Source organism: Corynebacterium sp. (assembly GCF_022712275.1).
Lineage (GTDB): Bacteria > Actinomycetota > Actinomycetes > Mycobacteriales > Mycobacteriaceae > Corynebacterium.
This window is the reverse complement of the sequence record NZ_JALAGU010000033.1, coordinates 104,098-124,333: the sequence shown is the minus strand read 5'-3', so window position 1 is coordinate 124,333 and position 20,236 is coordinate 104,098. Positions and strand designations below refer to the sequence as shown.

Annotated in this window: 20 protein-coding genes; 15 read left to right on the top strand and 5 right to left on the bottom strand. The window is 66.6% G+C overall.

Annotated features, from left to right (window positions below; translation table 11 throughout):
* Positions 1-120 precede the first annotated feature (120 nt).
* The gene (locus tag Q0A27_RS07980; RefSeq protein ID WP_291474522.1) at positions 121-969 is read left to right on the top strand and encodes a hypothetical protein; all 849 of its coding nucleotides are present in this window, start codon (positions 121-123) and stop codon (positions 967-969) included.
* 148 nt (positions 970-1,117) lie between these two features.
* Here Q0A27_RS07980 and Q0A27_RS07975 read toward each other — a convergent pair whose 3' ends face one another.
* Positions 1,118-2,503, bottom strand: coding sequence for an aspartate aminotransferase family protein (locus Q0A27_RS07975; RefSeq protein WP_291474521.1), 1,386 nt, complete (start codon positions 2,501-2,503; stop codon positions 1,118-1,120).
* A complete protein-coding gene (locus Q0A27_RS07970; RefSeq protein ID WP_291474520.1) occupies positions 2,500-2,946 on the bottom strand; it encodes an Lrp/AsnC family transcriptional regulator in 447 nt (148 codons plus the stop codon). Before Q0A27_RS07970 ends, Q0A27_RS07975 begins: the two co-directional genes overlap by 4 nt.
* A gap of 220 nt (positions 2,947-3,166) precedes the next feature.
* On the opposite strand from Q0A27_RS07970, the gene Q0A27_RS07965 reads away from it, so the two are divergent.
* The 3 genes from Q0A27_RS07965 to Q0A27_RS07955 are packed head-to-tail and all read left to right on the top strand — an operon-like array spanning position 3,167 to position 5,571.
* Complete coding sequence (locus tag Q0A27_RS07965) at positions 3,167-3,700, top strand: amidohydrolase family protein (protein ID WP_291474519.1); 534 nt, start codon at positions 3,167-3,169, stop codon at positions 3,698-3,700.
* Positions 3,676-4,137, top strand: coding sequence for an ABC transporter permease (locus Q0A27_RS07960; RefSeq protein WP_291474518.1), 462 nt, complete (start codon positions 3,676-3,678; stop codon positions 4,135-4,137). Before Q0A27_RS07965 ends, Q0A27_RS07960 begins: the two co-directional genes overlap by 25 nt.
* A 3-nt stretch (positions 4,138-4,140) precedes the next feature.
* Complete coding sequence (locus Q0A27_RS07955; protein WP_291474517.1) at positions 4,141-5,571, top strand: FAD-binding oxidoreductase; 1,431 nt, start codon at positions 4,141-4,143, stop codon at positions 5,569-5,571.
* 8 nt (positions 5,572-5,579) lie between these two features.
* Here the strand turns inward: Q0A27_RS07955 and Q0A27_RS07950 are convergent, their stop codons facing one another.
* On the bottom strand, positions 5,580-5,774 hold the full coding sequence (locus Q0A27_RS07950) for a hypothetical protein (RefSeq protein ID WP_291474516.1): 195 nt from the start codon (positions 5,772-5,774) through the stop codon (positions 5,580-5,582).
* Positions 5,775-6,120: 346 nt separating this feature from the next.
* Between Q0A27_RS07950 and Q0A27_RS07945 the strand changes: the two genes are divergently transcribed.
* Complete coding sequence (locus tag Q0A27_RS07945; protein WP_291474515.1) at positions 6,121-7,446, top strand: MFS transporter; 1,326 nt, start codon at positions 6,121-6,123, stop codon at positions 7,444-7,446.
* A 146-nt stretch (positions 7,447-7,592) separates the two neighbouring features.
* Here Q0A27_RS07945 and Q0A27_RS07940 read toward each other — a convergent pair whose 3' ends face one another.
* Together Q0A27_RS07940 and Q0A27_RS07935 are read right to left on the bottom strand one after the other, a co-directional pair.
* Complete coding sequence (locus Q0A27_RS07940; RefSeq protein WP_291474514.1) at positions 7,593-9,569, bottom strand: BCCT family transporter; 1,977 nt, start codon at positions 9,567-9,569, stop codon at positions 7,593-7,595.
* A 67-nt stretch (positions 9,570-9,636) separates the two neighbouring features.
* Positions 9,637-10,599: a flavin reductase gene (locus Q0A27_RS07935; protein WP_291474513.1), complete on the bottom strand. Its 963-nt coding sequence runs from the start codon at positions 10,597-10,599 to the stop codon at positions 9,637-9,639.
* Between the two features lie 330 nt (positions 10,600-10,929).
* On the opposite strand from Q0A27_RS07935, the gene Q0A27_RS07930 reads away from it, so the two are divergent.
* The 10 genes from Q0A27_RS07930 to Q0A27_RS07885 all read left to right on the top strand — a co-directional run bounded on the left by Q0A27_RS07930 (position 10,930) and on the right by Q0A27_RS07885 (position 20,128).
* Positions 10,930-11,670 carry a GntR family transcriptional regulator gene (locus Q0A27_RS07930; RefSeq protein ID WP_291474512.1) on the top strand — a complete coding sequence of 247 codons (741 nt, stop codon included), beginning with the start codon at positions 10,930-10,932 and terminating at the stop codon, positions 11,668-11,670.
* On the top strand, positions 11,667-12,308 hold the full coding sequence (locus Q0A27_RS07925; RefSeq protein WP_291474511.1) for an amino acid synthesis family protein: 642 nt from the start codon (positions 11,667-11,669) through the stop codon (positions 12,306-12,308). Before Q0A27_RS07930 ends, Q0A27_RS07925 begins: the two co-directional genes overlap by 4 nt.
* Positions 12,308-12,868 carry an amino acid synthesis family protein gene (locus Q0A27_RS07920; protein ID WP_291474510.1) on the top strand — a complete coding sequence of 187 codons (561 nt, stop codon included), beginning with the start codon at positions 12,308-12,310 and terminating at the stop codon, positions 12,866-12,868. Before Q0A27_RS07925 ends, Q0A27_RS07920 begins: the two co-directional genes overlap by 1 nt.
* 9 nt (positions 12,869-12,877) lie before the next feature.
* The gene (locus Q0A27_RS07915; protein ID WP_291474509.1) at positions 12,878-13,639 is read left to right on the top strand and encodes an alpha/beta hydrolase; all 762 of its coding nucleotides are present in this window, start codon (positions 12,878-12,880) and stop codon (positions 13,637-13,639) included.
* A gap of 5 nt (positions 13,640-13,644) precedes the next feature.
* The gene (locus Q0A27_RS07910) at positions 13,645-15,138 is read left to right on the top strand and encodes an aldehyde dehydrogenase (protein ID WP_291474508.1); all 1,494 of its coding nucleotides are present in this window, start codon (positions 13,645-13,647) and stop codon (positions 15,136-15,138) included.
* 15 nt (positions 15,139-15,153) lie between these two features.
* Positions 15,154-15,345, top strand: coding sequence for a tautomerase family protein (locus tag Q0A27_RS07905; protein WP_291474507.1), 192 nt, complete (start codon positions 15,154-15,156; stop codon positions 15,343-15,345).
* Positions 15,345-16,391, top strand: a complete 1,047-nt coding sequence (locus Q0A27_RS07900) for an LLM class flavin-dependent oxidoreductase (RefSeq protein WP_291474506.1) — start codon at positions 15,345-15,347, stop codon at positions 16,389-16,391. Before Q0A27_RS07905 ends, Q0A27_RS07900 begins: the two co-directional genes overlap by 1 nt.
* 30 nt (positions 16,392-16,421) lie before the next feature.
* On the top strand, positions 16,422-16,853 hold the full coding sequence (locus Q0A27_RS07895) for a riboflavin kinase (RefSeq protein ID WP_291474505.1): 432 nt from the start codon (positions 16,422-16,424) through the stop codon (positions 16,851-16,853).
* Positions 16,854-16,877: 24 nt separating this feature from the next.
* Positions 16,878-18,470 (top strand): nucleobase:cation symporter-2 family protein, encoded by a 1,593-nt coding sequence (locus Q0A27_RS07890; RefSeq protein WP_291474504.1) that lies wholly within the window; start codon positions 16,878-16,880, stop codon positions 18,468-18,470.
* A 68-nt stretch (positions 18,471-18,538) separates the two neighbouring features.
* Positions 18,539-20,128: a nucleobase:cation symporter-2 family protein gene (locus Q0A27_RS07885; RefSeq protein WP_291474503.1), complete on the top strand. Its 1,590-nt coding sequence runs from the start codon at positions 18,539-18,541 to the stop codon at positions 20,126-20,128.
* The last annotated feature ends 108 nt before the right edge of the window (positions 20,129-20,236 follow it).

The window sequence follows — 20,236 nt, the reverse complement described above, 5'->3', positions numbered from 1 at the left end:
CGTGTTTGATTCGGAATGTAATCTCCCGGACACGCAGCATTTAATCCTCCTGACACAGAAGCGCCCCGGACCGGTACCTGTCCGGCAGCGCAGCACCACCGACCGCGATACGCTGAAACAATGACTGCACCACGTACCACCCGACGTCCGTCCCTCACTCTCGGCAGCCTCGGCATCCTCGGCGCGTCCACCGTCATCGCTCTCGCGCCGGCGGCCACCGCCGCCCCCGCACCGCGCCAGGACGATGGCGGACACATCGTCGCCCCCGCCCGGACCCAGATCACCGTCGAGCACACGGGGACCGGTTTCCGCGCCGGCACGGCCAACCAGCACGAGTCCCGGCCGGCACTGTCGATCGTCAAGCTCTACATCGCCGACTACGTCTTCGCCCACGGCACCCCGGCCGACCAGGCGGACGCCACCCGCATGCTGCAGACCTCGGATGACGGCATCGCGTCCCGGCTCTACGCGAAGTACCCGCAGTCGATCTCCACGACCGCGAACGCCTACGGCCTCAACGACACCCACGATCCCGGCTACTGGGGCGATTCCACCACCTCCACCGCCGATTCGGTGACCTACCTGGAGGCGAAGAAGCGTCAGGATCCGGGCTCCCCGGTGCTCGCGGCCCTGGCCAGCGCCTCCCCGGTGGCGGCCGACGGGATGCGCCAGGACTACGGCACCGCCGTGCTGCCCGGTGTCATCGGCACGAAGTGGGGCTGGTCGGACGACCGGACCTCGTTCACCGCTTCGGCGTCCTACGGTGCGGACTTCTCGGTGGCCGCCCAGACGAACGGGCCGGCCGCACAGCTGACCGGCGATGTGGTGGACGCGTTCCAACCGTCCGCGCCTTCCCCGTCGCCTTCCCCCGCCCCCGGCATCCCGGGGCTGCCCGACCTTCAGCTGCCGGACCTGCCTGATCTGAACCTCCCGGAAATGCCGCCCATGCCTGAGCTGCCCTTCCCCTGACGGTGACACGCTGACCCCTATGTCGGCATCACGCAGCGTGAGGTCGGTCTGACCCCCTCGCCAGCGACCTCAGCCTGCGTGCTGCGGACATCCTCTTTCCCGGGGGACGCCGCGGCGACGCAGGCAGGACGCCGCCCCCACCGAACCCCTACAGCAGCTCCTGCGCCTGACCCAGCACCGAGCGCAGGATCGCCTCCATCTCCTCGAACTCCGATTGGCCACAGGTCAGCGGGGGAGACAGCTGGATGACGGGGTCGCCGCGGTCGTCGGCCCGGCAGTACAGTCCCTCCTCCCAGAGCTTGCCGGTGACGAACCCCTTGAGGATGCGCTCCGATTCCTCCTCGGTGAAGCTCTCCTTCGTGGCCTTGTCCTTCACCAGCTCGATGCCGTAGAAGTAGCCCTCGCCGCGCACGTCACCGACGATGTCCAGGTCGGACAGCTTCTCCAGGGTGGACCGGAACGCCGGCGCATTCGTGTGGACCCGGTCATTGAGTCCCTCCCGCTCGAAGATGTCGAGGTTGGTCATCGCCACGGCACAGGCCACGGGGTGCCCGCCGAAGGTGTAGCCGTGGCCGAAGGTCTCGCCGCCGCGTCCGAAGGGCTCGAAGAGGCGGTCGGACGCGATCATCGCGCCCAGCGGTGCGTACCCGCTGGTCAAGCCCTTGGCGCAGGTGATGATGTCCGGCACGTAGCCGAAGTCGTCGCAGGCGAACATCGAGCCGACGCGTCCGAAGGCGCAGATCGTCTCATCGGAGACCAGCAGCACGTCGTGCTCATCACAGATCTCCCGGACCCGCTCGAAGTAGCCGGGCGGCGGCGGGAAACAGCCGCCGGCGTTCTGCACCGGCTCGAGGAAGACGGCGGCGACGGATTCCGCCCCCTCGAAGAGGATCGCCTCCTCGATCCGGTCGGCGGCCCAGCGTCCGAAGGCCTTCTCGTCGCCGTCGAAGCGGGCGTCCGCCCGGTAGAAGTTGGTGTTCGGCACCTTCAGCGCGCCGGGAACCAGCGGCTCGAACTGGTTGCGCAGCCCGGGCAGGCTGGTGATGGTCAGCGCGCCGTGTGGGGTGCCGTGGTAGGCGACGGCACGGGAGATGACCTTGTGCTTGCCGGGCTTTCCCTGCAGTTTGAAGAAGTTCTTCGCCAGCTTGAAGGCGGACTCCACCGAGTCGCCGCCACCGGAGGTGAAGAAGACGCGGTTGAGGTCGCCGGGGGCGTAGCCGGCGAGCCGTTCCGCCAGCTGCACGGCCGGTTCGTGGGCGTAGGACCACAGCGGCATGAAGCCGAGCTTCTTCGACTGTTCGTAGGCGGTCTGTGCGATCTCCTCGCGCCCGTGGCCGACCTGGACGACGAACAGTCCGGCGAGTCCGTCGATGTACTCGCGGCCGGCGTCGTCGTAGATGTGGTGGCCCTCACCGCGGGTGATGACGGGTGTGGTCCCGCCCTCGTAGAGGTGCCGGTGGCTGGCCATGTGCATCCACAGGTGGTCGCGGAGACTGTCCTGTGTGGTCGTTGGTGTGGTGGTCGGTGGTGTCATCGTGTTCCCCAGTTGTAGGTTTCGTTCCTGATGTCGAGGTAGGTCATGGTCTCGGTCTCGCGGACGCCGGGCGTGGCGCGGATCGTGTCGACCAGGTCGAGCAGTTCGCGGTCGTCGGCGCAGACGACCTCCACGAGGAGGTCGTAGACGCCGGCCGTCACAACGACGTAGGACGCTGCGGACAGCTCGGCGAGGGCGTCGGCGACCGGGCTGACAGGGCCGGTGGTGCGGACGCCGATCATCGCCTGCCGCAGAAACCCGAGCTGGCCGGGGTCGGTGACGGCGACGATCTGCATCACACCTGAGTCGATGAGCCGGGAGACACGTTGCCGGGCGGCGCCCTCGGACAGTCCGACGGAGCGGGCGATGTCGGCGTACGAGCGGCGTCCGTCCTGCTGCAGCAGCTCGATGATCTGTTTGGACGTGGGGTCCAGTTCGGTCATGGGTGTCCTCCTCTGCTCATCCGCAGATTCTACTGAATTCGTGGATGGCGGTGTCTCTGAGTGTGGTTTCAGTTGTTACTTGGTCGTTAAATAGTGGTTTCAGGTGTTCCGTTCGAGGGATGAACAACGTACGGTGTCTTAAAACGAACGTCATTCGTGATGTACGTCACTGATCTGCCCCACTGTCCCGCCCTCCGACCCCGACCGACGAGGAGATCCCGTGAACGTCCCAGGCGACAGCTTCACCATCGTCAACGCCGTCATCTTCGACGGCCATGCGGTGCTGGACGCCGACAGCCTCACCGTCACCGACGGCGTCCTCACCTCGGTGGGACCCGCCCCGGGGACCGATGCAGACGCCGGGCCCCGCCGCATCATCGACGCCGTCGGTGGGCTCGTCACCCCGGGTTTCGTCGACGCCCACGCCCATCCGGTCTTCGCCGGTGTCGAGGCGCTCGCCCTCGACCTCACCGGCGCCACGGACGCGGGGGAGACTCTCGCGATGATCCGTGCAGCACTGGAGAAGGACGCCGCCACCGACCTCGACAGCACCATCTGGCTCACCGGTGGCGGCTGGTCCATGTCGGACTTCCCGGGCGGAGCCCCCACCGCCGCCCAACTCGACGCCCTGTGCGCCGAGGTCGGTGTCGACCGCCCGATCCAGCTGGCCAGCGCCGACCATCACTCCACCACGGTATCTCCTTCCTCCCGTGGTTCGTCACCCTCGGTGTGGACTGGGGCATCAGCCCGGTGAACAACGGCATGGTCCGCCTGGTCATCAGCCATGCGATGTTCTCCCTGGCTGTGGTGACCTTCATCATCCGCGCCCGGATGGGCACCGTCGACAAATCCCTGGAGGAGGCCGGTGCGGACCTCGGGGCGAACGCCTGGCACCGGTTCAAGGACATCACCCTGCCGATCGCCGCCCCCGGCGTGATGGCGGGTGCGCTGATGGCCTTCACCCTCAGCCTCGACAACACCATCCTCTCCAGTTTCGTCCAGCAACCGGGCTACACTCCGTGGCCGGTGTACATCTTCGCCGCGGTGCGCGTGGCGTTGCGCCCGGAGGTCGCCGCGATGTCGACGATCATGCTGGTGCTCACGCTCGTCGCCCTGGCACTGGTCGGACTGGTACTGAAGAAGACCGGCGAATCCGCGTCCGGCATCGTCAAGACAATGGCAGGAAGCTGACCCATGGGATCCCTCAACATCATCGGCGCCCTCAAGGACGCCTCGACCACCCCGTTCTGGCTGGACACCTCCGACCGGTCGGCCCCGGAGCCCGCGCTGCGCGGCCATGAGGACGCCGACCTGGTCATCGTCGGCGGCGGGTTCACCGGACTGTGGACCGCGCTGCAGGCGGTGGAGGACGATGAGGCCGCCGGCACGCCCCGCCGCATCGTGCTTCTCGAGGGCACCGAGATCGGCTGGGCGGCGTCCGGACGCAACGGCGGCTTCTGCTCCGCCAGCCTCACCCACGGTGAGGAGAACGGCGACCACCACCTGCCCGGCGAGAATGGACGGCTCACCGAACTCGGCCTGGAGAACCTCGACGCCATCGAGGCGACCGTGGAACGGCTCGGCCTGGACTGCGAGTTCGAGCGCACCGGCGAACTCTCGCTGGCCTTCGAGGAATGGCAGGTCAAGGACCTGAAGGCCGCCCACGACCCGGACAACGGCTTCCGCTGGCTGGATGCCGGGGAGGTACAGGACCACGTGCACGCTGCCGGCGTCCTCGGCGGTCTGCTCGACGAGCGGAACAACGCGATGATCCACCCGGCGAAGCTGTGCTGGGAGCTCAAGCGCGTCCTGCTCGGGAAAGGCGTGGTCATCCACGAGCACTCCATGGTGCGTGACCTGCGCGAGGAACTGGCCGGGATGGTCGTGGACACCGACCAGGGTTCGGTCACCGCGCCGACGGTGGCGCTGGCGACGAATGTCTTCCCGACGCTGTTGAAGAAGACCGTGCTACACACCGTGCCGGTGTACGACTACGCCCTGATGACCGAGCCGCTGACCGATGCGCAGCTGGACGCGGTGGGGTGGCGTCACCGGGAGGGACTTGATGACGTGACCAACCGGTTCCACTACTTCCGGCTCACCGCCGACAACCGCATCCTCTGGGGCGGATGGGACGCCGTCTACCACTTCGGCAAGAAGGTGCTCCCGAAGTACGACCAGCGTCCGGCGACCTTCGAGACCCTGGCCGGGCAGTTCTACGCGATGTTCCCGCAGCTCGACGGTGATGCGCCGGAAGGCGTCGACGGGGGAGTGGTCTTCAGCCACAAGTGGGGCGGTGCGATCGACACCTGCTCGCGCTTCTTCCCCTTCTTCACCACCGGCTACGGCGGGAAGGTGGCGTACACCGCCGGGTTCACCGGGCTGGGCGTGGGTGCCTCGCGCTTCGCCGGCCGGGTGATGCTGGACCTGCTCAGTGGTGAGAAGACCGAGCTCACGGAGCTGGAGATGGTGCGGAAGATGCCGAAGCCCTTCCCACCGGAGCCTGCCGCGTGGCTGGGTGTCCAGATGATGACGAAGGCCCTGATCAAGGCCGACGAGAATGAGGGACGCCGGGGGCCGTTCCTCAAGGTGATGGACGCCCTGAAGATGGGCTTCGACAGCTGACGCGTCCTCTAGCGGGCGGCGCGGAGCTGACGACGGGCGCGGCGCAGGCCCCAGGCCGCCTGGTCGGTCTGCCAGTGGAGTTCGGAGGCGAGCTGGGCGAATGCCTCGTCGACGTCGATGAATCGACGGGTCATGCGTGCCTTCAGCGCCTCGACGGCAGCGTTGATGTGCTGCTGACGGTCGTGATCGGAGAGAGTGTGCATGAAGGGCAGCCTAGCAAAGGCAAGGCTGTCCAGTGCAGGAATGGTATGTACGGTACAGTAACCACCTCCGGCCAGGGGTGCACCGGGGGCCCGCGTCCTGCTAATGTCTCCACCCATGTACACCGGCACCGCTTTCCTGAAGCTCCGCACCCTCCGCTGACAGCGGAGAACGGTCGAGGCCACTCCCGTTCCCTCCGCTGTCCGACGGTCCACCGCACATCTGCGGGGACGTCGGGCGGCCCTTGATCCCCACCCTCAGCGCTGCCCTGCCCCCCGCGCTCCACCGGAGAGCAGAATGCCCCGTACAACTCCGCGCAGATCCGCGCGCACAACCCCTTACACCGGTATGCGTACCTTCGTCCACATCCTCGTCAACACCGCCGTGGCCAACCTCGCCACGAGCTTCCTCTGGTTCGGCCTGACCTTCTGGATCTACGCCGAGACCCGAAATGTCATCGCCTCCGGCGCCGTCGGCGCCGCCTACATGCTGTTCGTCTCGGTGTGCAGCATGCTCTTCGGCACGCTCGTCGACCGGTTCGACAAGAAAGCCGTGATGGTCTGGGCCACGGTCTTCGCCCTCGGCATGTTCCTCATTGACCTGGGGTTCTTCGCCGTCGCCGGGGCCGACCGCCTGTCCGACATCACCCAGCCGTGGTTCTGGTTGTTCACGGCGATCATGCTCGCCGGCGCGGTCGTCGAGCAGCTCCGCGGCATCGCCCTGTCCACCACGGTCACCCTTCTCGTCCCGGAGGAACGACGCGCCAACGGCAACGGCATGGTCGGCACTGTCCAGGGACTGTCGATGCTGGTCACCAGCGTGTTCAGTGGGCTGTCCGTCGGCTATCTCGGCATGGGCTGGACCATGGTCATCGGTACCGGGATCCTCATCCCGGTGCTGCTCCACCTCGCGTCCCTCACGGTCAGGGAGGACGCGGCGGGCAGTGCAGAAGATACCGGTGGTGACGACAGCGCCGACAGTGACGCGTCCCCCACCGGTCTGGTCGACCTGCGCGGCGGCTGGGCCGCGGTCATCGCCGTACCCGGGCTGCTCGCCCTCATTCTCTTCACCACGCTGAACAACCTCTTCGGCGGGGTGACGTTGGCACTGATGGACCCCTACGGCATCGAGCTGTTCGGTGTGCGGGGCTGGGGTATCGGCTTCGCCGTGGCCGCCACCGGTCTCTTCGTCGGCGGCGGACTCGTCGCGGCGAAGGGTCTGGGGCGCAATCCGGTGCGCACCATGCTGCTGTGCGCCGCCGCGGTCGGTGTGGTCGGCGCCCTGTTCACGATCCGCGACGCCGGCTGGCTGTTCCTCCTCGGTTCGTGGCTGTCGATGGCCCTGATCCCTGCGGTCGAGGCGGCGGAGCAGACCGTCATCCAGCAGGTCGTCCCGTACCGGAAACAGGGCCGCGTCTTCGGCTTCGCGAACACCTTCGAGGCGGCGACGGCACCGGTGACCGGTCTGCTCGTCGCCCCGCTCGCGGAACTGTGGGTGATCCCCTACATGGAGACCGACGCCGGGCGGGACACCTGGTCCTGGCTCGTCGGCACCGGTGAATCACGCGGTATCGCCCTGGTCTTCGTTGCCGGTGGTGTGCTGTGCGTCCTGCTGTCGCTGGCCGCACTGTGCACCCCGCAGTACCGGCTGCTGCGCACTAAGGTGACGGGGTGAGGCCACGGGCGGGGATTCCGCTGTTGCTCCGGGCGTGAACGTGGCAGGCAGGTAGGCGATGCAGGTTCACGTCCCGTGAGGCTGATCTGACGGGCTCAGACCGGCCTGGCGGGACGTAAACCTGCATGGGGTGACGGGAGGTCAGGCTATTGCGGCTTGTCAGTGTCCCCGGCCCCTCCGTTCTTCTCGGTGGCGTCGATGACGTTCTGACCGGTGACGTCGATATCAGTCTCCGGTACCGGGCTGTCGCTCCAGGTCTTGGATTCGTAGTCGAACTCGATCTCGTTGCCATCAGCATCGGTGCGTCGGTACCAGGCGGTGACCTGTTCGGCGGTGGAGTCGAAGTGTGCACCTGCGCTGCGTCCGTTGACTGCCGGGGCCACCGACAACTCGAAGTCGTCGCCGTGCTCCTCGAGGCCCTTGACCACCGCATTCTGGATAGCGGTCTTGGCATAGTCGTTGCGGATCGCTGCAGGATCCGTCCTGAGATCCTTGATGAAGGCGACGGCTATACCGATGAGTACCAGTGAGAAAGGCATTGCCACCAGGATCGTGAGATTCTGCAGGCCAGTCAGGGCAGTCTCGCCGCCGACCAGGAGCATCACCACGGCGATGCCCATCATGCACAGGCCCCAGAAGACCACGATGATCTTCCGAGGTTCGGGGTTGCCCCGCTCCGACAGTGTTCCCATGACCACGGAGGCGGAGTCCGCCGAGGTGATGAAGAAGACCGCGAGTACGAACATCAGGAGGAACGGGGTGATCGCGCCCAGTGGAAGGTTGTCGAACAGGGAGAACAGGACATTCTCGGAGGATGCCGACCCGTCGAATCCTTCCTTACCCTCCCGGTGGAAGGTGATGGCGGTGCCACCGAAGACGGTGAAGGCCAGGATCAGGATGAAGGTCGGGGCCAGTGTGGTGACGACAGCGAACTCGCGTATGGTCCGGCCGCGGGAGATGCGGGCGATGAACATGCCGACGAAGGGCGTCCAGGCGATCCACCAAGCCCAGTAGAAGGCGGTCCAGATGGACTGGAATTCGACGGTTTCATCACCCCAGGACAGTCCACGACTGACCATGTCCATCATGTTGCCGAGGTAGGACGCGATGCCGGCGGGCACGAGGTTCAGCAGGAACAGGGTGGGGCCGAGGATGAAGACGAACAGCACCAGGCCGAGGGTCAGGGTGATGTTGATGTTCGACAGGTAGCGGATGCCACGGGAGACGCCGGAGACGGCACTGATGATGAAACACAGGGTGAGGATGGAGATGATCAGGATGAGGACGGTGTTGGTGACCTCGGACGCACCCGAGACGATCTTCACTCCTTCACCGATCTGCACGGCGGACAGGCCGAGGGTCGCGGCGGTGCCGAAGAGGGTGGCGATGATCGCCATCATGTCGACGAGTCGTCCGGGCACTCCCTCAGTCTGCCGCTGCCCGAAGAGGGACCGGAATACGGAGCTGATCAGGGTGACGCGTCCCCGGCGGTAGGAGCTGTAGGCCAGCGCACCTCCGACCATGGCGTAGAGGCCCCATATGAACAGTCCCCAGTGGTAGTGGGACTGTGCCATGGCGCGGTGGAGGGCCGCCGGGGTCTCCGCGTCCACGGTCTCAGGTGGCGGGGAGATGAAGTAGGACAGCGGCTCGGACGGACCGAAGAAGAAGATGCCGACACCGATACCGGCACCGAACATCATCGCCACCCAGGCGAAGCGTGAGAACTCCGGGGTTTCGTCGTCCTTGCCGAGCTTGATGCGTCCGAACCGGGAGAATGCCAGGTACGCCATGACGATGACGCCGAGCAGCATGGTGAGGTTCAGTAGCCACCCGAGGTTCTTCAACGCCCAGTTGAACATCGCGGAGGAGACAGTCCCCACCGAGGCCGGGCTGATCACGCCCCAGGTGATGAAGGCGACGATCAGGGCAGCGGTGATGCCGAAGACGACCTTGTTCAGTCCGAACCGGTTCCGCTGCTCCTCGACGGAGATACCGGGGACCAACCCGGGGTGGAGGTCATGCGGGTAGAGGCCGACGGAGGACTGTGTGGTGGCTCTCCGCAGGGCATCGACCGGATTCCTGCGGACGTGCGTCCGCTGAGTATCCCGGTTGTCATCGTTCATGGTGTTCGTGTCCTGTCTGGTTCAGGAGAAGTGGGGTCGGAAAAAGACGGGCAGGGGGTGCGAGGACCTAGTCCAGCGGGGTCAGCTCGTGGCTCTCGAAGAACTGCCCGGCCTTGTAGATGATCGGGTCGTTGTCGGTGGACTCGGAAGTGCGGACGCGGCCCACGAAGATGGTGTGGGTCAGAGCCTGGAACCGTTCCTTGATCTCGACCTCGACAGAGGCGGAGGAGCCGTCGAGCAGCGGCGAGCCGTTCGGCCCCCGGTGCCACTCCAGCTCGGCGAACTTGTCGGTGCCCTTGGAGGCGAAGGTGCGCAGGGTGTCGCGCTGGTTGCAGCCGAGAATGTTGATGCCCATGTGGGTGGCGCCGAACAGGGAGGCGTAGGTCGAGGACGTCTTCTGGATGCAGACCATCACCAGCGGCGGCTCCAGGGAGACCGAGTTGTAGGAGTTCACGGCCAGGCCACGGGGCTTACCCTCGTCGTCCATGGTGGTGACGACGGTGACACCGGTGATGAACTGCCGGTTGAAGGCCTTGAGTGCTTCCTTGGTCGGCTCGCCGTCGAGGTTGTCCCAGACGGCGTCGGTGTCCTGGTCGAAGGCGGAGCCCAGCGACTTCAGGCCGAGGTCGGCGAGCAGGGCGGAGGTGTCCCAGGTGGCTTCCTCGAGGACGATACGGCCGGCGTCGAAGGTGAGCAGGTTGGAACCGTGGGTGACGACCTTCGTCCCGGTCGGCGGCACGTCGCCGAAGGGTTCGGTGAAGGTGCCGGTGGAGTGCCAGTAGACCGCGGCCTTGCAGTCGCGCTCGTCACCGTCGATGACGATGTGGTCGACGGTGGTGGTGAGGTCGGGGAAGGCATCGCGGATGGCGAGGATGTCGCGCTTGATGGCGTCGAGCCCGGTGGTGGACGTGGAGCGGGTGCTGCGACGCTGGTAGTTCTGCGCGGTGAGTTGGTCGAAGACGGTGACGTCACCCTTGTTCCAGGCGGCGTCCCAGGCGTTCGTGATGGACGTCTTCAGGGAGTTGGTCATATGCACCTCTTTCGGTTGGCTGCCTGTGCTGGCGTTGCATGCAACAGGACGTCGTCTCTTGTATTCAAGACACGGTAGACAGTGAGCGTGGTCACGTCAATGGGGGAGACAGAACTTTTCCGGAAGGACGCCACCTCCCGGTTGCGGAGCTCCGACGGGGCACGTCAGCGTAACGGGGAAACTCCCATGGAAGTGCTAAGCCAGCATGTAGATGTAACAATCTGCGTCATCTCCCGGAAACAGGGCGAGGGGTGGAAGATGGTTACCCCCGGTGAAAAACATGCCCGCGGACCCTTGCGTGCGCCGGCAGTCCATGGCACAGTCGCTTGTATGCAACATACAGCCACTGAAAATGCCCCGGGAACCCCTCTGATCGAACTGATCAGGTCCCGCATCATCTCCGGTGAGCTCGCCCCCGGGGAGCTCATCCCCGAGACCGCGCTGGCCGAGGAGTTCAACGTCAGCCGCACCCCGGTCCGCGAGGCCTTCAAAGTCCTGCAGATGGAGGGACTGGTCCACATCCGTCCCCGCGTCGGCACCTTCGTCCACGAGCCCTCGCGCCGGGAGATCGTCGAGATGTTCCAGATCAAGGAGAGTCTCGAGGGGCTCGCGGCGTCCCTCATGGCCCGTCGCGGCAGCATCCCGGAACTCGATGCCCTCCAGCGCAACGTCGATGAGTCGGACGCCGCCGCGGCCCACGGCGATTCCGCCCGGTACGCCGAACTGGTCGCCGAGTTCCACTGGACGTTGATCCGTGGTGCGGACAACTCGAAACTCTCCGAGACCTACACCTGGCTGATGAACCAGCTGGCCTACCAGCGGCTGGTCGAGCGCACCGTCGCAGACCCGAAACGGCTCACCGAGTCCGACCGGGAGCATCACAAGGTGCTGGAGGCGATCCGGCAGAAAGATCCCTACGGCGCCGAGATGGCGATGCGTGACCACGTGCACGCGTCCAGTCGGGCGGCGCTGTACCGGACCTTCGGGAACACAGAAGCCGCAGAAGACACAGAAGACACAGCAGACACAGCAGACACAGCAGAAACAGCAGAAACAGAGGAGCAGCAGTGAGTACACCCACCACTTTCGAGGAGCTCGGTGCCGCCCTCGGCGTCCGCCGGGTCACTCTCGTGACCGAGGAGGTCGTCGCCGAGGCCGGTGCGGTCCTCGCCACCCCGGTCCACAAGGCCGCGGCGATCGCCGTGGTGAAGAACCCGTGGATCGTTGACGGGGCCTCCACCGGCCCCGACACCGGCCTCAATGACGCGACCCGGGAGATCGCCCCGGTGATCGCCAAGCTGCTGGCCGACCGTCTTCTCGAGACCCTCGGCGGCGCCGGCAACATCGAGGCCTTCGGCAAGGCGGCGCTGGTCGGTACGGACGGCGAGCTGGAGCACGCCGGCGCGCTGATCCACACCCCGTACTTCGGCAATCTCCTCCGGGAGATGCTCGAAGGCACCTCGATCATCTGTTTCACCGACGGCCGTACCGAACCAGGCACGAATGTCCACGTCCCGATGTGGCACAAGACCCATGCAGCCAACCGGGACCACTACCAGACCATCGACGTCTCCCTGGCGGACGCCCCGCACGCCGACGAGATCTGTGTCATCGCCGCGGCGTCCACCGGACCGCGTCCCTTCCCCCGCATCGGGGACCGCACGACCGACATCCCCGTCACCACCGACATCCTGAAAGGCAGAATCTGATGGCTCTTGAACTCCGCAAGCTCACCACCACCGTCGACGAAATCTTCACCGAGGGCGGACGCGAGGTCAGCCCCGCCAAGCGCGTGGTCGTCGTCGCCGCAGTCATCAGGAACCCGTGGGCCGGCCAGGGTTTCGTCGAGGATCTCGCCCCCGGCATCGACGCCACCGCCTCTGACCTGGGAGCCCTACTCGCCCCGCGCGTCATGGAGGCCCTCGGTGGCCCGCTGGAGGCTTTCGGCAAGGCCGCGATCGTCGGCACCGACGGCGAGATCGAGCACGGCTCCGCGCTCATCCACACCCTGAAGTTCGGCAATCACTTCCGGGACGCCGCCAACGCCTCGACCCTGCTGCCCGCCGTCGAGAAGCGCGGCGTCTCCGGCGCCCCCTTCGACATGCCGCTGAAGCACTTCACGGACGCCACCGTCCGCTCCCACCACCAGACGGTGGAGTGCCGGGTGGCGGACGCCCCGCACGCCGACGAGATCGTCATCGCCCTCGGCGGCACGGCGTCCGGTCGCCCGCAGGAGCGCCTGGCGTCCTTCAACGCGGCGGAGAAGTAGGAACCTGCCGTGGGCGCCGCATCAGTTGTCCTGCTGCACGGGGTGGGACTCGACCGCACGATCTGGGACGCCGTGTCCGCCGAACTCGGCCATGCACTCCCGGACAGTGACGTCGTCGCGCTCGACCTGCCCGGTCACGGCGCCCGGCCGCCACTGACCCACGGGGTCAGCCTCGGCGACCTGGCGGCGGACGTGCTTGACCGGATGCCGGCCGGGCCCGTGCACCTCGTCGGTTTCTCCGTCGGTGCCCTCATCGCGCAGTACGTCGCGGTGTACCACCCGGACCGCGTCCTCACTCTCACCTGTGTGAACTCGGTGTGTGACCGGAATGAGGAGGAGGCTGCCGCCGTCGCGGGACGCCTCGAGACCGCCGGGATCGACTTCGCCCTCGGGGCCGAACGTGCGGTGGACCGCTGGTTCCCGGACGATGCCGGCATTCCCGGCGCCCCGGCCCTGCGGGACCGCACCCGGCGCATCCTGCTGGCCAATGACGTGCCCTCCTACCTGCACGTCTACCGGGTCTTCGCCACCGGGGACGCCGAACTGGCCCCCGAGTTACACCGCATCACCGTGCCGGTGCTCGCCGTGACCGGATCGGAGGACCCGGGGTCGACCCCGGAGATGTCGTACCGGATCGCCGAGCGTGTCCCCGGCACCCACGTCCACATCATCCAGGGCGCCCGGCACATGGTGCCGGACACCCACGCGGAGCTGCTCAGCGCCCTGATCGCTGAGCTCGTCAGTACCCGTCAACACCACCGGAAGGAGTGAGAACTGTGTCTTCCACCATCACTGACCGTATCGACCATTTCATCAACGGAGAGCGACGCACCCCTGCGTCCGGCGAGTACTTCGCCTCCACCAACCCGGCCACCTGCGAAACCCTCTACGAGGTCGCCCGCGGCACCGACGAGGATGTCGCCGCCGCCGTCGATGCCGCAGCCCAGGCCTTCCGCAACCCCGCCTGGGCCGGACTGACCGCCACGAAGCGCGGCCACCTGCTCCGCCGCTTCGGCGACCTCATCGGGGAGTACGGCGACGAACTCGCCCTCTACGAGAGCCTCGACAACGGCAAGCTGCTGCGCGAGATGCGCGGCCAGCTCAAGAGCGTGCCGGAGTACCTCTACTACTACGGTGGACTGGCCGACAAGGTCCAGGGCTCCCAGATCCCGGCGACCAGCCTGGACATCATCAACTTCACCATGCGCGAGCCGCTGGGCGTGGTCGGTGCGATCACCCCGTGGAACTCGCCGATCACGCTGACGATCTCGAAGCTGGCCCCGGCGCTGGCCGCGGGAAACACCCTTGTCATCAAGCCCTCGGAGTACACCTCGCGCACCATCGTCCGGCTCGCCGAGATCGCCTCCGAGGCCGGCTTCCCCGACGGTGTTGTCAATGTCGTCACCGGCTACGGCTCGGAAGCCGGTGCCGCCCTGGTCGAGGACCTGCGCCTGGCGAAGATCTCCTTCACCGGCTCCACCGCCACCGGCTCCGGCATCGCGAAGTCCGCCGCCGGACGCTTCATCGGCTGCACCCTGGAGCTCGGCGGTAAGTCCCCGAACATCGTCTTCGGGGACGCGGATGTCGACAACGCCGCCATGGGTGTCGTCGCCGGTGTCTTCGCCGCCGCCGGCCAGACCTGCATCGCCGGCTCCCGCGTCTTCGCCCACCGCTCCGTCTACGACGAGCTGCTGGAGAAGGTCAGTAGGCGGGCGTCCACCATCAGGATCGGCGACCCGCTCGACGACGACACGGAGCTGGGACCCCTGGCCTTCGAGGACCAGCTCAACAAGGTGAAGTCCTATATCGAGCTGGGGAAGTCCGAGGGTGCGACCGTGCACTACGGCGGTGAGCGCCCGGATGTCGACCTGCCGGGTTACTTCCTGCAGCCGACCGTCCTCACCGACGCCACCAACGACATGCGTGTCTGCCGGGAGGAGATCTTCGGCCCGGTCACCGCCGTCATCCCCTTCGAGACGGAGGAGGAGGTGCTCGCACAGGCCAACGACACCGAGTACGGCCTCGCCGCAGGTGTGTGGACCTCCAACCTGCAGCGGGCGATGCGTATGTCGCGTGGCCTGGAGGCCGGCACGGTGTGGATCAACACCTACCGGGCGATGTCGCCGATGTCGCCGCGCCAGGGCTTCAAGAAGTCCGGTGTCGGCATCGAGCACGGCATCGAGTCCATGAACGAGTACACCCGCCTGAAGTCCGTCTGGATCAACACCGACGAGGGTCCGGTCGCCGACCCCTTCGTCATGCGTGGCTAGTTGAGGAGAACCCACATGCCTCTCATCGACATCTCCATTGCCGCAGGACGCAGCCCCGAACAGCTCAGGGCGCTCATCGACGGGGTCCACAAGGTCGCGGAACAGACCGTGGACGCCGCCCCCGAGAACATCACCGTCATCGTCCGCGAGGTACCGCACGACCTGTGGGCCCGCACCAACGTCACTATCGCCGAAAGGAACTCATAATGCGTTTCTCACTGTTCATCCACATGGAGCGCTGGGACAACTCCATCACCCACGAAGAGCACTGGAACAACCTCGTCGAGCTCGTGCAGCTGGCCGAGGCCGGTGGATTCGGCACCGTCTGGACCGGCGAGCACCATTCGATGGAGTACACCGTCGCCCCGAACCCGATGGTCTCCCTGGCCGCCCTGGCCGGCAAGACCAGCACCATCCGGCTCGGCGCGGGCACCATCATCGCCCCGTTCTGGAACCCGGTGCGCGCCGCCGGTGAGACCGCGCTGCTCGACGTCATCTCAGGGGGACGCGCCGAGATCGGTGTGGCCCGTGGTGCCTACCAGTTCGAGTTCGACCGCCTGGCCGGTGGCCTGTCCGCCAAGGACGGCGGCACCTACCTGCGCGAACTCATCCCGGCGATGAAGAAACTCTGGGCCGGGGACTACGCCCACGACGGTGAGCACTGGTCCTTCCCGACCTCCACCTCTGTGCCGAAGCCGGTCCAGGACGACGGCCCGACGGTGTGGGTCGCCGCCCGTACCGCCGAGACCCACGACTTCGCCGTCGCCGAGGGTTGCAATGTCCAGGTCACCCCGCTGATGAAGGACGACGCCGAGGTCCGTGACCTCAAGGACAAGTTCGACGGTGCGGTCGCCAACCATCCGGAGATCGGGCGCAAGCCGGAGATCATGGTCCTGCGCCACACCTTCGTCCACTCCCCGGACGAGCCCGAGGCGTGGCGTCCTGCCGCCGAGGCCGTGAGCCGCTACTACCGCACCTTCAGCTCCTGGGCCTTCGGCAGGAAGGAGCCGGTCAACGGTTTCCTCGACCCGCAGCCGTTGGAGACCGTCGCCGAGCGCCCCGAGTTCGCTCCCGACTCGCTGCACAGGTCCGCGATGATCGGCACTCCCGAGGAGGTCACCACCCGCCTGAAAGACTACGAGAACATGGGCTACGACGAGTACTCCTACTGGATCGACAACTCGATGACCTTTGAAGAGAAGAAGGCCTCGCTGCAGCTCTTCATCGACCAGGTTATCCCCAACTTCCGGTAGGACGCCCCACGCACTCACGAGGAGGTCATCATGCACATCGTCACAGGCACCGTCGAGCACGGTGACAAGCGGGGACGCGAACTCGGCTTCCCGACCGCGAACATCGCCGTCACCGGACTGACCCCGGACCAGGAGGTGGAGCTGTCCGGTGTGTGGGCCGGTGTGGCCGAGGACCGGTCAACCGGTGAGAGTCTCACCGTCACCGTGTCCATGGGGCGGCGTCCCACCTTCTACGGCCCGGAGGGCGTCTTCCTGCTGGAGGCGTTCGTGCTCGACTTCCCGGCGGGGCACTCGAAGGACCTCTACGGCCGGGAGTTGGCGGTGCATCTGTGTGAGCGGCTGCGCGGCCAGCTGGCCTTCGACACTGTCGAGGAGCTGATCGAGTGCATGGACAATGATGTCGCGCGGACCCGGGAGTGGGCTGCGGACGCGTCCTGCAACATCGGTGTCACCGGGCGGTAACACGCCTCGCAGACACTGAGGGGCATGAATGTTTCCGCTCCTGAGACCACCGGGCCCGACGCGGCATCCACCGTCCACCCGGTCGACCAGCGTCCGCCCCTTCCCAGGCTGTTCATCCTGGGCCTGCAGCACGTCCTGGCGATGTACGCCGGTGCGATCGCCGTCCCCCTGATTGTCGGTGGCGCACTGGTCGCGCAAGGGCAGTTCGACCAGTCGGACATGCACCACCTCATCGCAGCGGACCTGTTCGTCGCGGGTATCGCCTCGGTGATCCAGTCGGTCGGCATCTGGAAATTCGGCGCGAAACTGCCGCTGATGCAGGGTGTGTCCTTCGTCGCCGTCTCGCCGATGATCGCCATCGGCTCCGAGCACGGCATCACCGCCATCTACGGCTCAGTCATCGCCACCGGTGTGCTGATGATCCTCATCGCACCACTGTTCGCCCGCCTGGTGCGCTACTTCCCACCGATCGTCACCGGCACCATCATCACGGTCGTCGGGCTGTCCCTGCTCTCCGTCGCCGCCGGCTGGGTGTTCAACAACCAGGCCGGCAACGGTGAGGAGCCGGACGGCGGCACGGTGAAGGGCTTCATCATGACCCTGATCACCCTGGTCACGGTCATCCTCATCCACCGTTTCGCTCCCCGCGCCCTGAAGTCGCTGGCCGTCCTCGGCGGCATCATCGTCGGCACGATCATCAGCCAGTTCGTCGGCATGACCGACTGGTCCGAGGTCGGAAGCTCCGAATGGGTCGGCGTCCCGACGCCCTTCCAGTTCGGTACCCCGACCTTCGACATCGCCTCAATCATCACCATGGCCATCGTCGGTCTGGTGATCATGACCGAGACCACCGGTGACATCATCGCCGTCGGTGACGTGGTGAAGAAGCCGGTCGACGGAAAGACCCTGTCCAACGGTCTGCGGGCCGACGGCCTGGCCACCATGCTCGGCGGCATCTTCAACACCTTCCCCTACTCGGCCTTCGCCCAGAACGTCGGCCTGGTGGCACTGTCCCGCATCGCGTCCCGCTTCGTGGTCACCGCCGCCGGCATCATCCTCATCATCTTCGGTCTGCTGCCGAAGTTCGGTGCAGTGGCCACCGGCATCCCCTCCGAGGTCCTCGGTGGTGCCGGTGTGGCACTGTTCGGCATGGTCGCGGCGTCCGGGATAAGGACGCTGTCCACGGTGACCTGGACGGAGACCAGGGCACTCATCGTCGGTGTGGCCATCGCCGTGGCGATGCTGCCGAGCGTCCAGCCGGACCTCTACGCCAAGCTGCCCACCGAGCTGGAGATGATCATGGACTCCGGCATCTCCGCCGGAGCGATCGTCGTCATCCTGCTGAACCTGCTGCTCAACCGCGAAGACGGCGGCCATCTGGCTCCGGGGCTGGGTGCTGTACAGGAGACCTACGACGGCCCCACCGGAGACTCCGAATCCACCTCGGTGGTGCTCAACAACTCCGAGCGCGCCGCCGCCTGGGCGGCACGGAAGGCGGAGGACGCCCGCACCGCGGTCGCCGAAGCCCGGGCTGCCGCGGCGAAGGCGGAGGAGATCCGCGCCGCTGAAGACACCGGGGGCGCGGGGAGCACAGCGGAACCACCGACGAGAGCCTGACCACAACCGGGGGCGCCATGATCCCCCGGACACAGATCTCAAACAGTACGGGTGTCATAATTCTCCGCATGACCGAATCGCCGAATGCCGCGCCGGGTGAGTCCGCCCCCGACCCCGTAGCCGACTCGCCTGCCCTCCATCCCGTCGACCAGCGTCCGCCGTGGCCCCGGCTGTTCATCCTCGGCCTGCAGCACGTGCTGGCGATGTACGCCGGTGCGGTGGCCGTGCCGCTCATCGTCGGTGGCGCGCTGATCAACGCAGGTCAGTTCGACTCCTCTGACCTGCACCATCTCATCGTCGCCGACCTGTTCGTCGCCGGTCTGGCCTCGGTGATCCAGTCGGTCGGACTGTGGCGATTCGGTGCGAAACTCCCGCTGATGCAGGGCGTGTCCTTCGTCGCTGTCTCGCCGATGATCGCCATCGGCTCCGAGCACGGCGTCACCGCGATCTACGGTTCGGTGATCGCCGCGGGCGTGATGATGATCCTCCTCGCGCCGCTGTTCGCGCGGCTGGTGCGGTACTTCCCGCCGATCGTCACCGGCACCGTCATCACCGTGGTGGGCCTGTCGCTGCTCTCGGTCGCGGCCGGCTGGGTGCACAACAGCAACGGTGAAGAGTCCGAGATCGGAACCGCCAAGGGTTTCCTGCTCGCCCTGTTGACGCTGATCGTCGTGATCTGCATCCACCGGTTCGCCCCGGTTCGCGCGAAGTCCCTGGCGGTGCTCGGGGGCATCATCGTCGGTACCGTCATCGGTCAGTTCATGGGTATGACCGACTGGTCCGAGGTCGGCCCGGCGTCCTGGGTGGACATCCCCACCCCGTTCCAGTTCGGTGCCCCGACCTTCGACGCCGCCGCCATCTTCACCATGGTCATCGTGGGCCTGGTCATCATGACCGAGACCACCGGTGACATCATCGCCGTCGGTGACGTGGTGAAGAAGCCGGTCGACGGTCGCACGCTCTCCGACGGTCTGCGGGCCGACGGTCTGGCCACCGTCCTCGGTGGTGTCTTCAACACCTTCCCGTACTCCGCGTTCGCCCAGAATGTGGGCCTGGTGGCGCTGTCCCGCATCGCCTCGCGCTTCGTGGTGACCGCGGCCGGCATCATCCTCATCATCCTCGGCCTGCTGCCGAAGATGGGTGCCGTGGCGACCGGTATCCCGTCCCAGGTGCTCGGCGGGGCCGGAGTCGCACTGTTCGGCATGGTCGCGTCCTCCGGTATCAGGACGCTGTCCACGGTCGTGTGGAACGAGACCCGCGCCCTGATCGTCGGTGTGTCCATCGCGGTGGCCATGCTACCGAGCGTCCTGCCGGGTATGTACGAGAAGCTGCCGGAGGAGCTGGAGATGATCCTGGACTCCGGCATCTCCGCCGGTGCGATCACGGTGATCGTCCTCAACCTGCTGCTCAACCGCACCGGTGGCGGGCACCTCGCCCCGGCGCTGGAGGGGAAGAAGACCGAGGGGCCGGAGGAGACCGACGGATCCGGCCCGACCGGGGACTCGGAGTCCACCTCGGTGGTGCTCAACAACGCCGAGCGTGCGGCGGTGTGGGCGCAGTCGAAGGCGGAGATCGCCCGGGCCGCGGTCGCTGAGGCCCGTGCTGCCGCGGCGAAGGCGGAGGAGATCCGTGCCGCCGAGGAGCGGAAGCAGGAGTAGCCCGGCTGCTGCGCGATGCGCCGATGTGACACGGCCGAAACACGGCTCCGGCATACTCGTGCCCATGAGACACGGGACAGGACACCTCCGGGCGTGGACCAGGGGACA

Excerpts from the sequence above, each read along its gene's own strand:
- Q0A27_RS07980 (WP_291474522.1), top strand. The coding sequence starts at position 121 with ATGACTGCACCACGTACCACCCGACGTCCGTCCCTCACTCTCGGCAGC.
- Q0A27_RS07975 (WP_291474521.1), bottom strand. The coding sequence starts at position 2,503 with ATGACACCACCGACCACCACACCAACGACCACACAGGACAGTCTCCGC.
- Q0A27_RS07970 (WP_291474520.1), bottom strand. The coding sequence starts at position 2,946 with ATGACCGAACTGGACCCCACGTCCAAACAGATCATCGAGCTGCTGCAG.
- Q0A27_RS07955 (WP_291474517.1), top strand. The coding sequence starts at position 4,141 with ATGGGATCCCTCAACATCATCGGCGCCCTCAAGGACGCCTCGACCACC.
- Q0A27_RS07950 (WP_291474516.1), bottom strand. The coding sequence starts at position 5,774 with ATGCACACTCTCTCCGATCACGACCGTCAGCAGCACATCAACGCTGCC.
- Q0A27_RS07945 (WP_291474515.1), top strand. The coding sequence starts at position 6,121 with ATGCGTACCTTCGTCCACATCCTCGTCAACACCGCCGTGGCCAACCTC.
- Q0A27_RS07940 (WP_291474514.1), bottom strand. The coding sequence starts at position 9,569 with ATGAACGATGACAACCGGGATACTCAGCGGACGCACGTCCGCAGGAAT.
- Q0A27_RS07935 (WP_291474513.1), bottom strand. The coding sequence starts at position 10,599 with ATGACCAACTCCCTGAAGACGTCCATCACGAACGCCTGGGACGCCGCC.
- Q0A27_RS07930 (WP_291474512.1), top strand. The coding sequence starts at position 10,930 with ATGCAACATACAGCCACTGAAAATGCCCCGGGAACCCCTCTGATCGAA.
- Q0A27_RS07920 (WP_291474510.1), top strand. The coding sequence starts at position 12,308 with ATGGCTCTTGAACTCCGCAAGCTCACCACCACCGTCGACGAAATCTTC.
- Q0A27_RS07905 (WP_291474507.1), top strand. The coding sequence starts at position 15,154 with ATGCCTCTCATCGACATCTCCATTGCCGCAGGACGCAGCCCCGAACAG.
- Q0A27_RS07900 (WP_291474506.1), top strand. The coding sequence starts at position 15,345 with ATGCGTTTCTCACTGTTCATCCACATGGAGCGCTGGGACAACTCCATC.
- Q0A27_RS07895 (WP_291474505.1), top strand. The coding sequence starts at position 16,422 with ATGCACATCGTCACAGGCACCGTCGAGCACGGTGACAAGCGGGGACGC.
- Q0A27_RS07890 (WP_291474504.1), top strand. The coding sequence starts at position 16,878 with ATGAATGTTTCCGCTCCTGAGACCACCGGGCCCGACGCGGCATCCACC.
- Q0A27_RS07885 (WP_291474503.1), top strand. The coding sequence starts at position 18,539 with ATGACCGAATCGCCGAATGCCGCGCCGGGTGAGTCCGCCCCCGACCCC.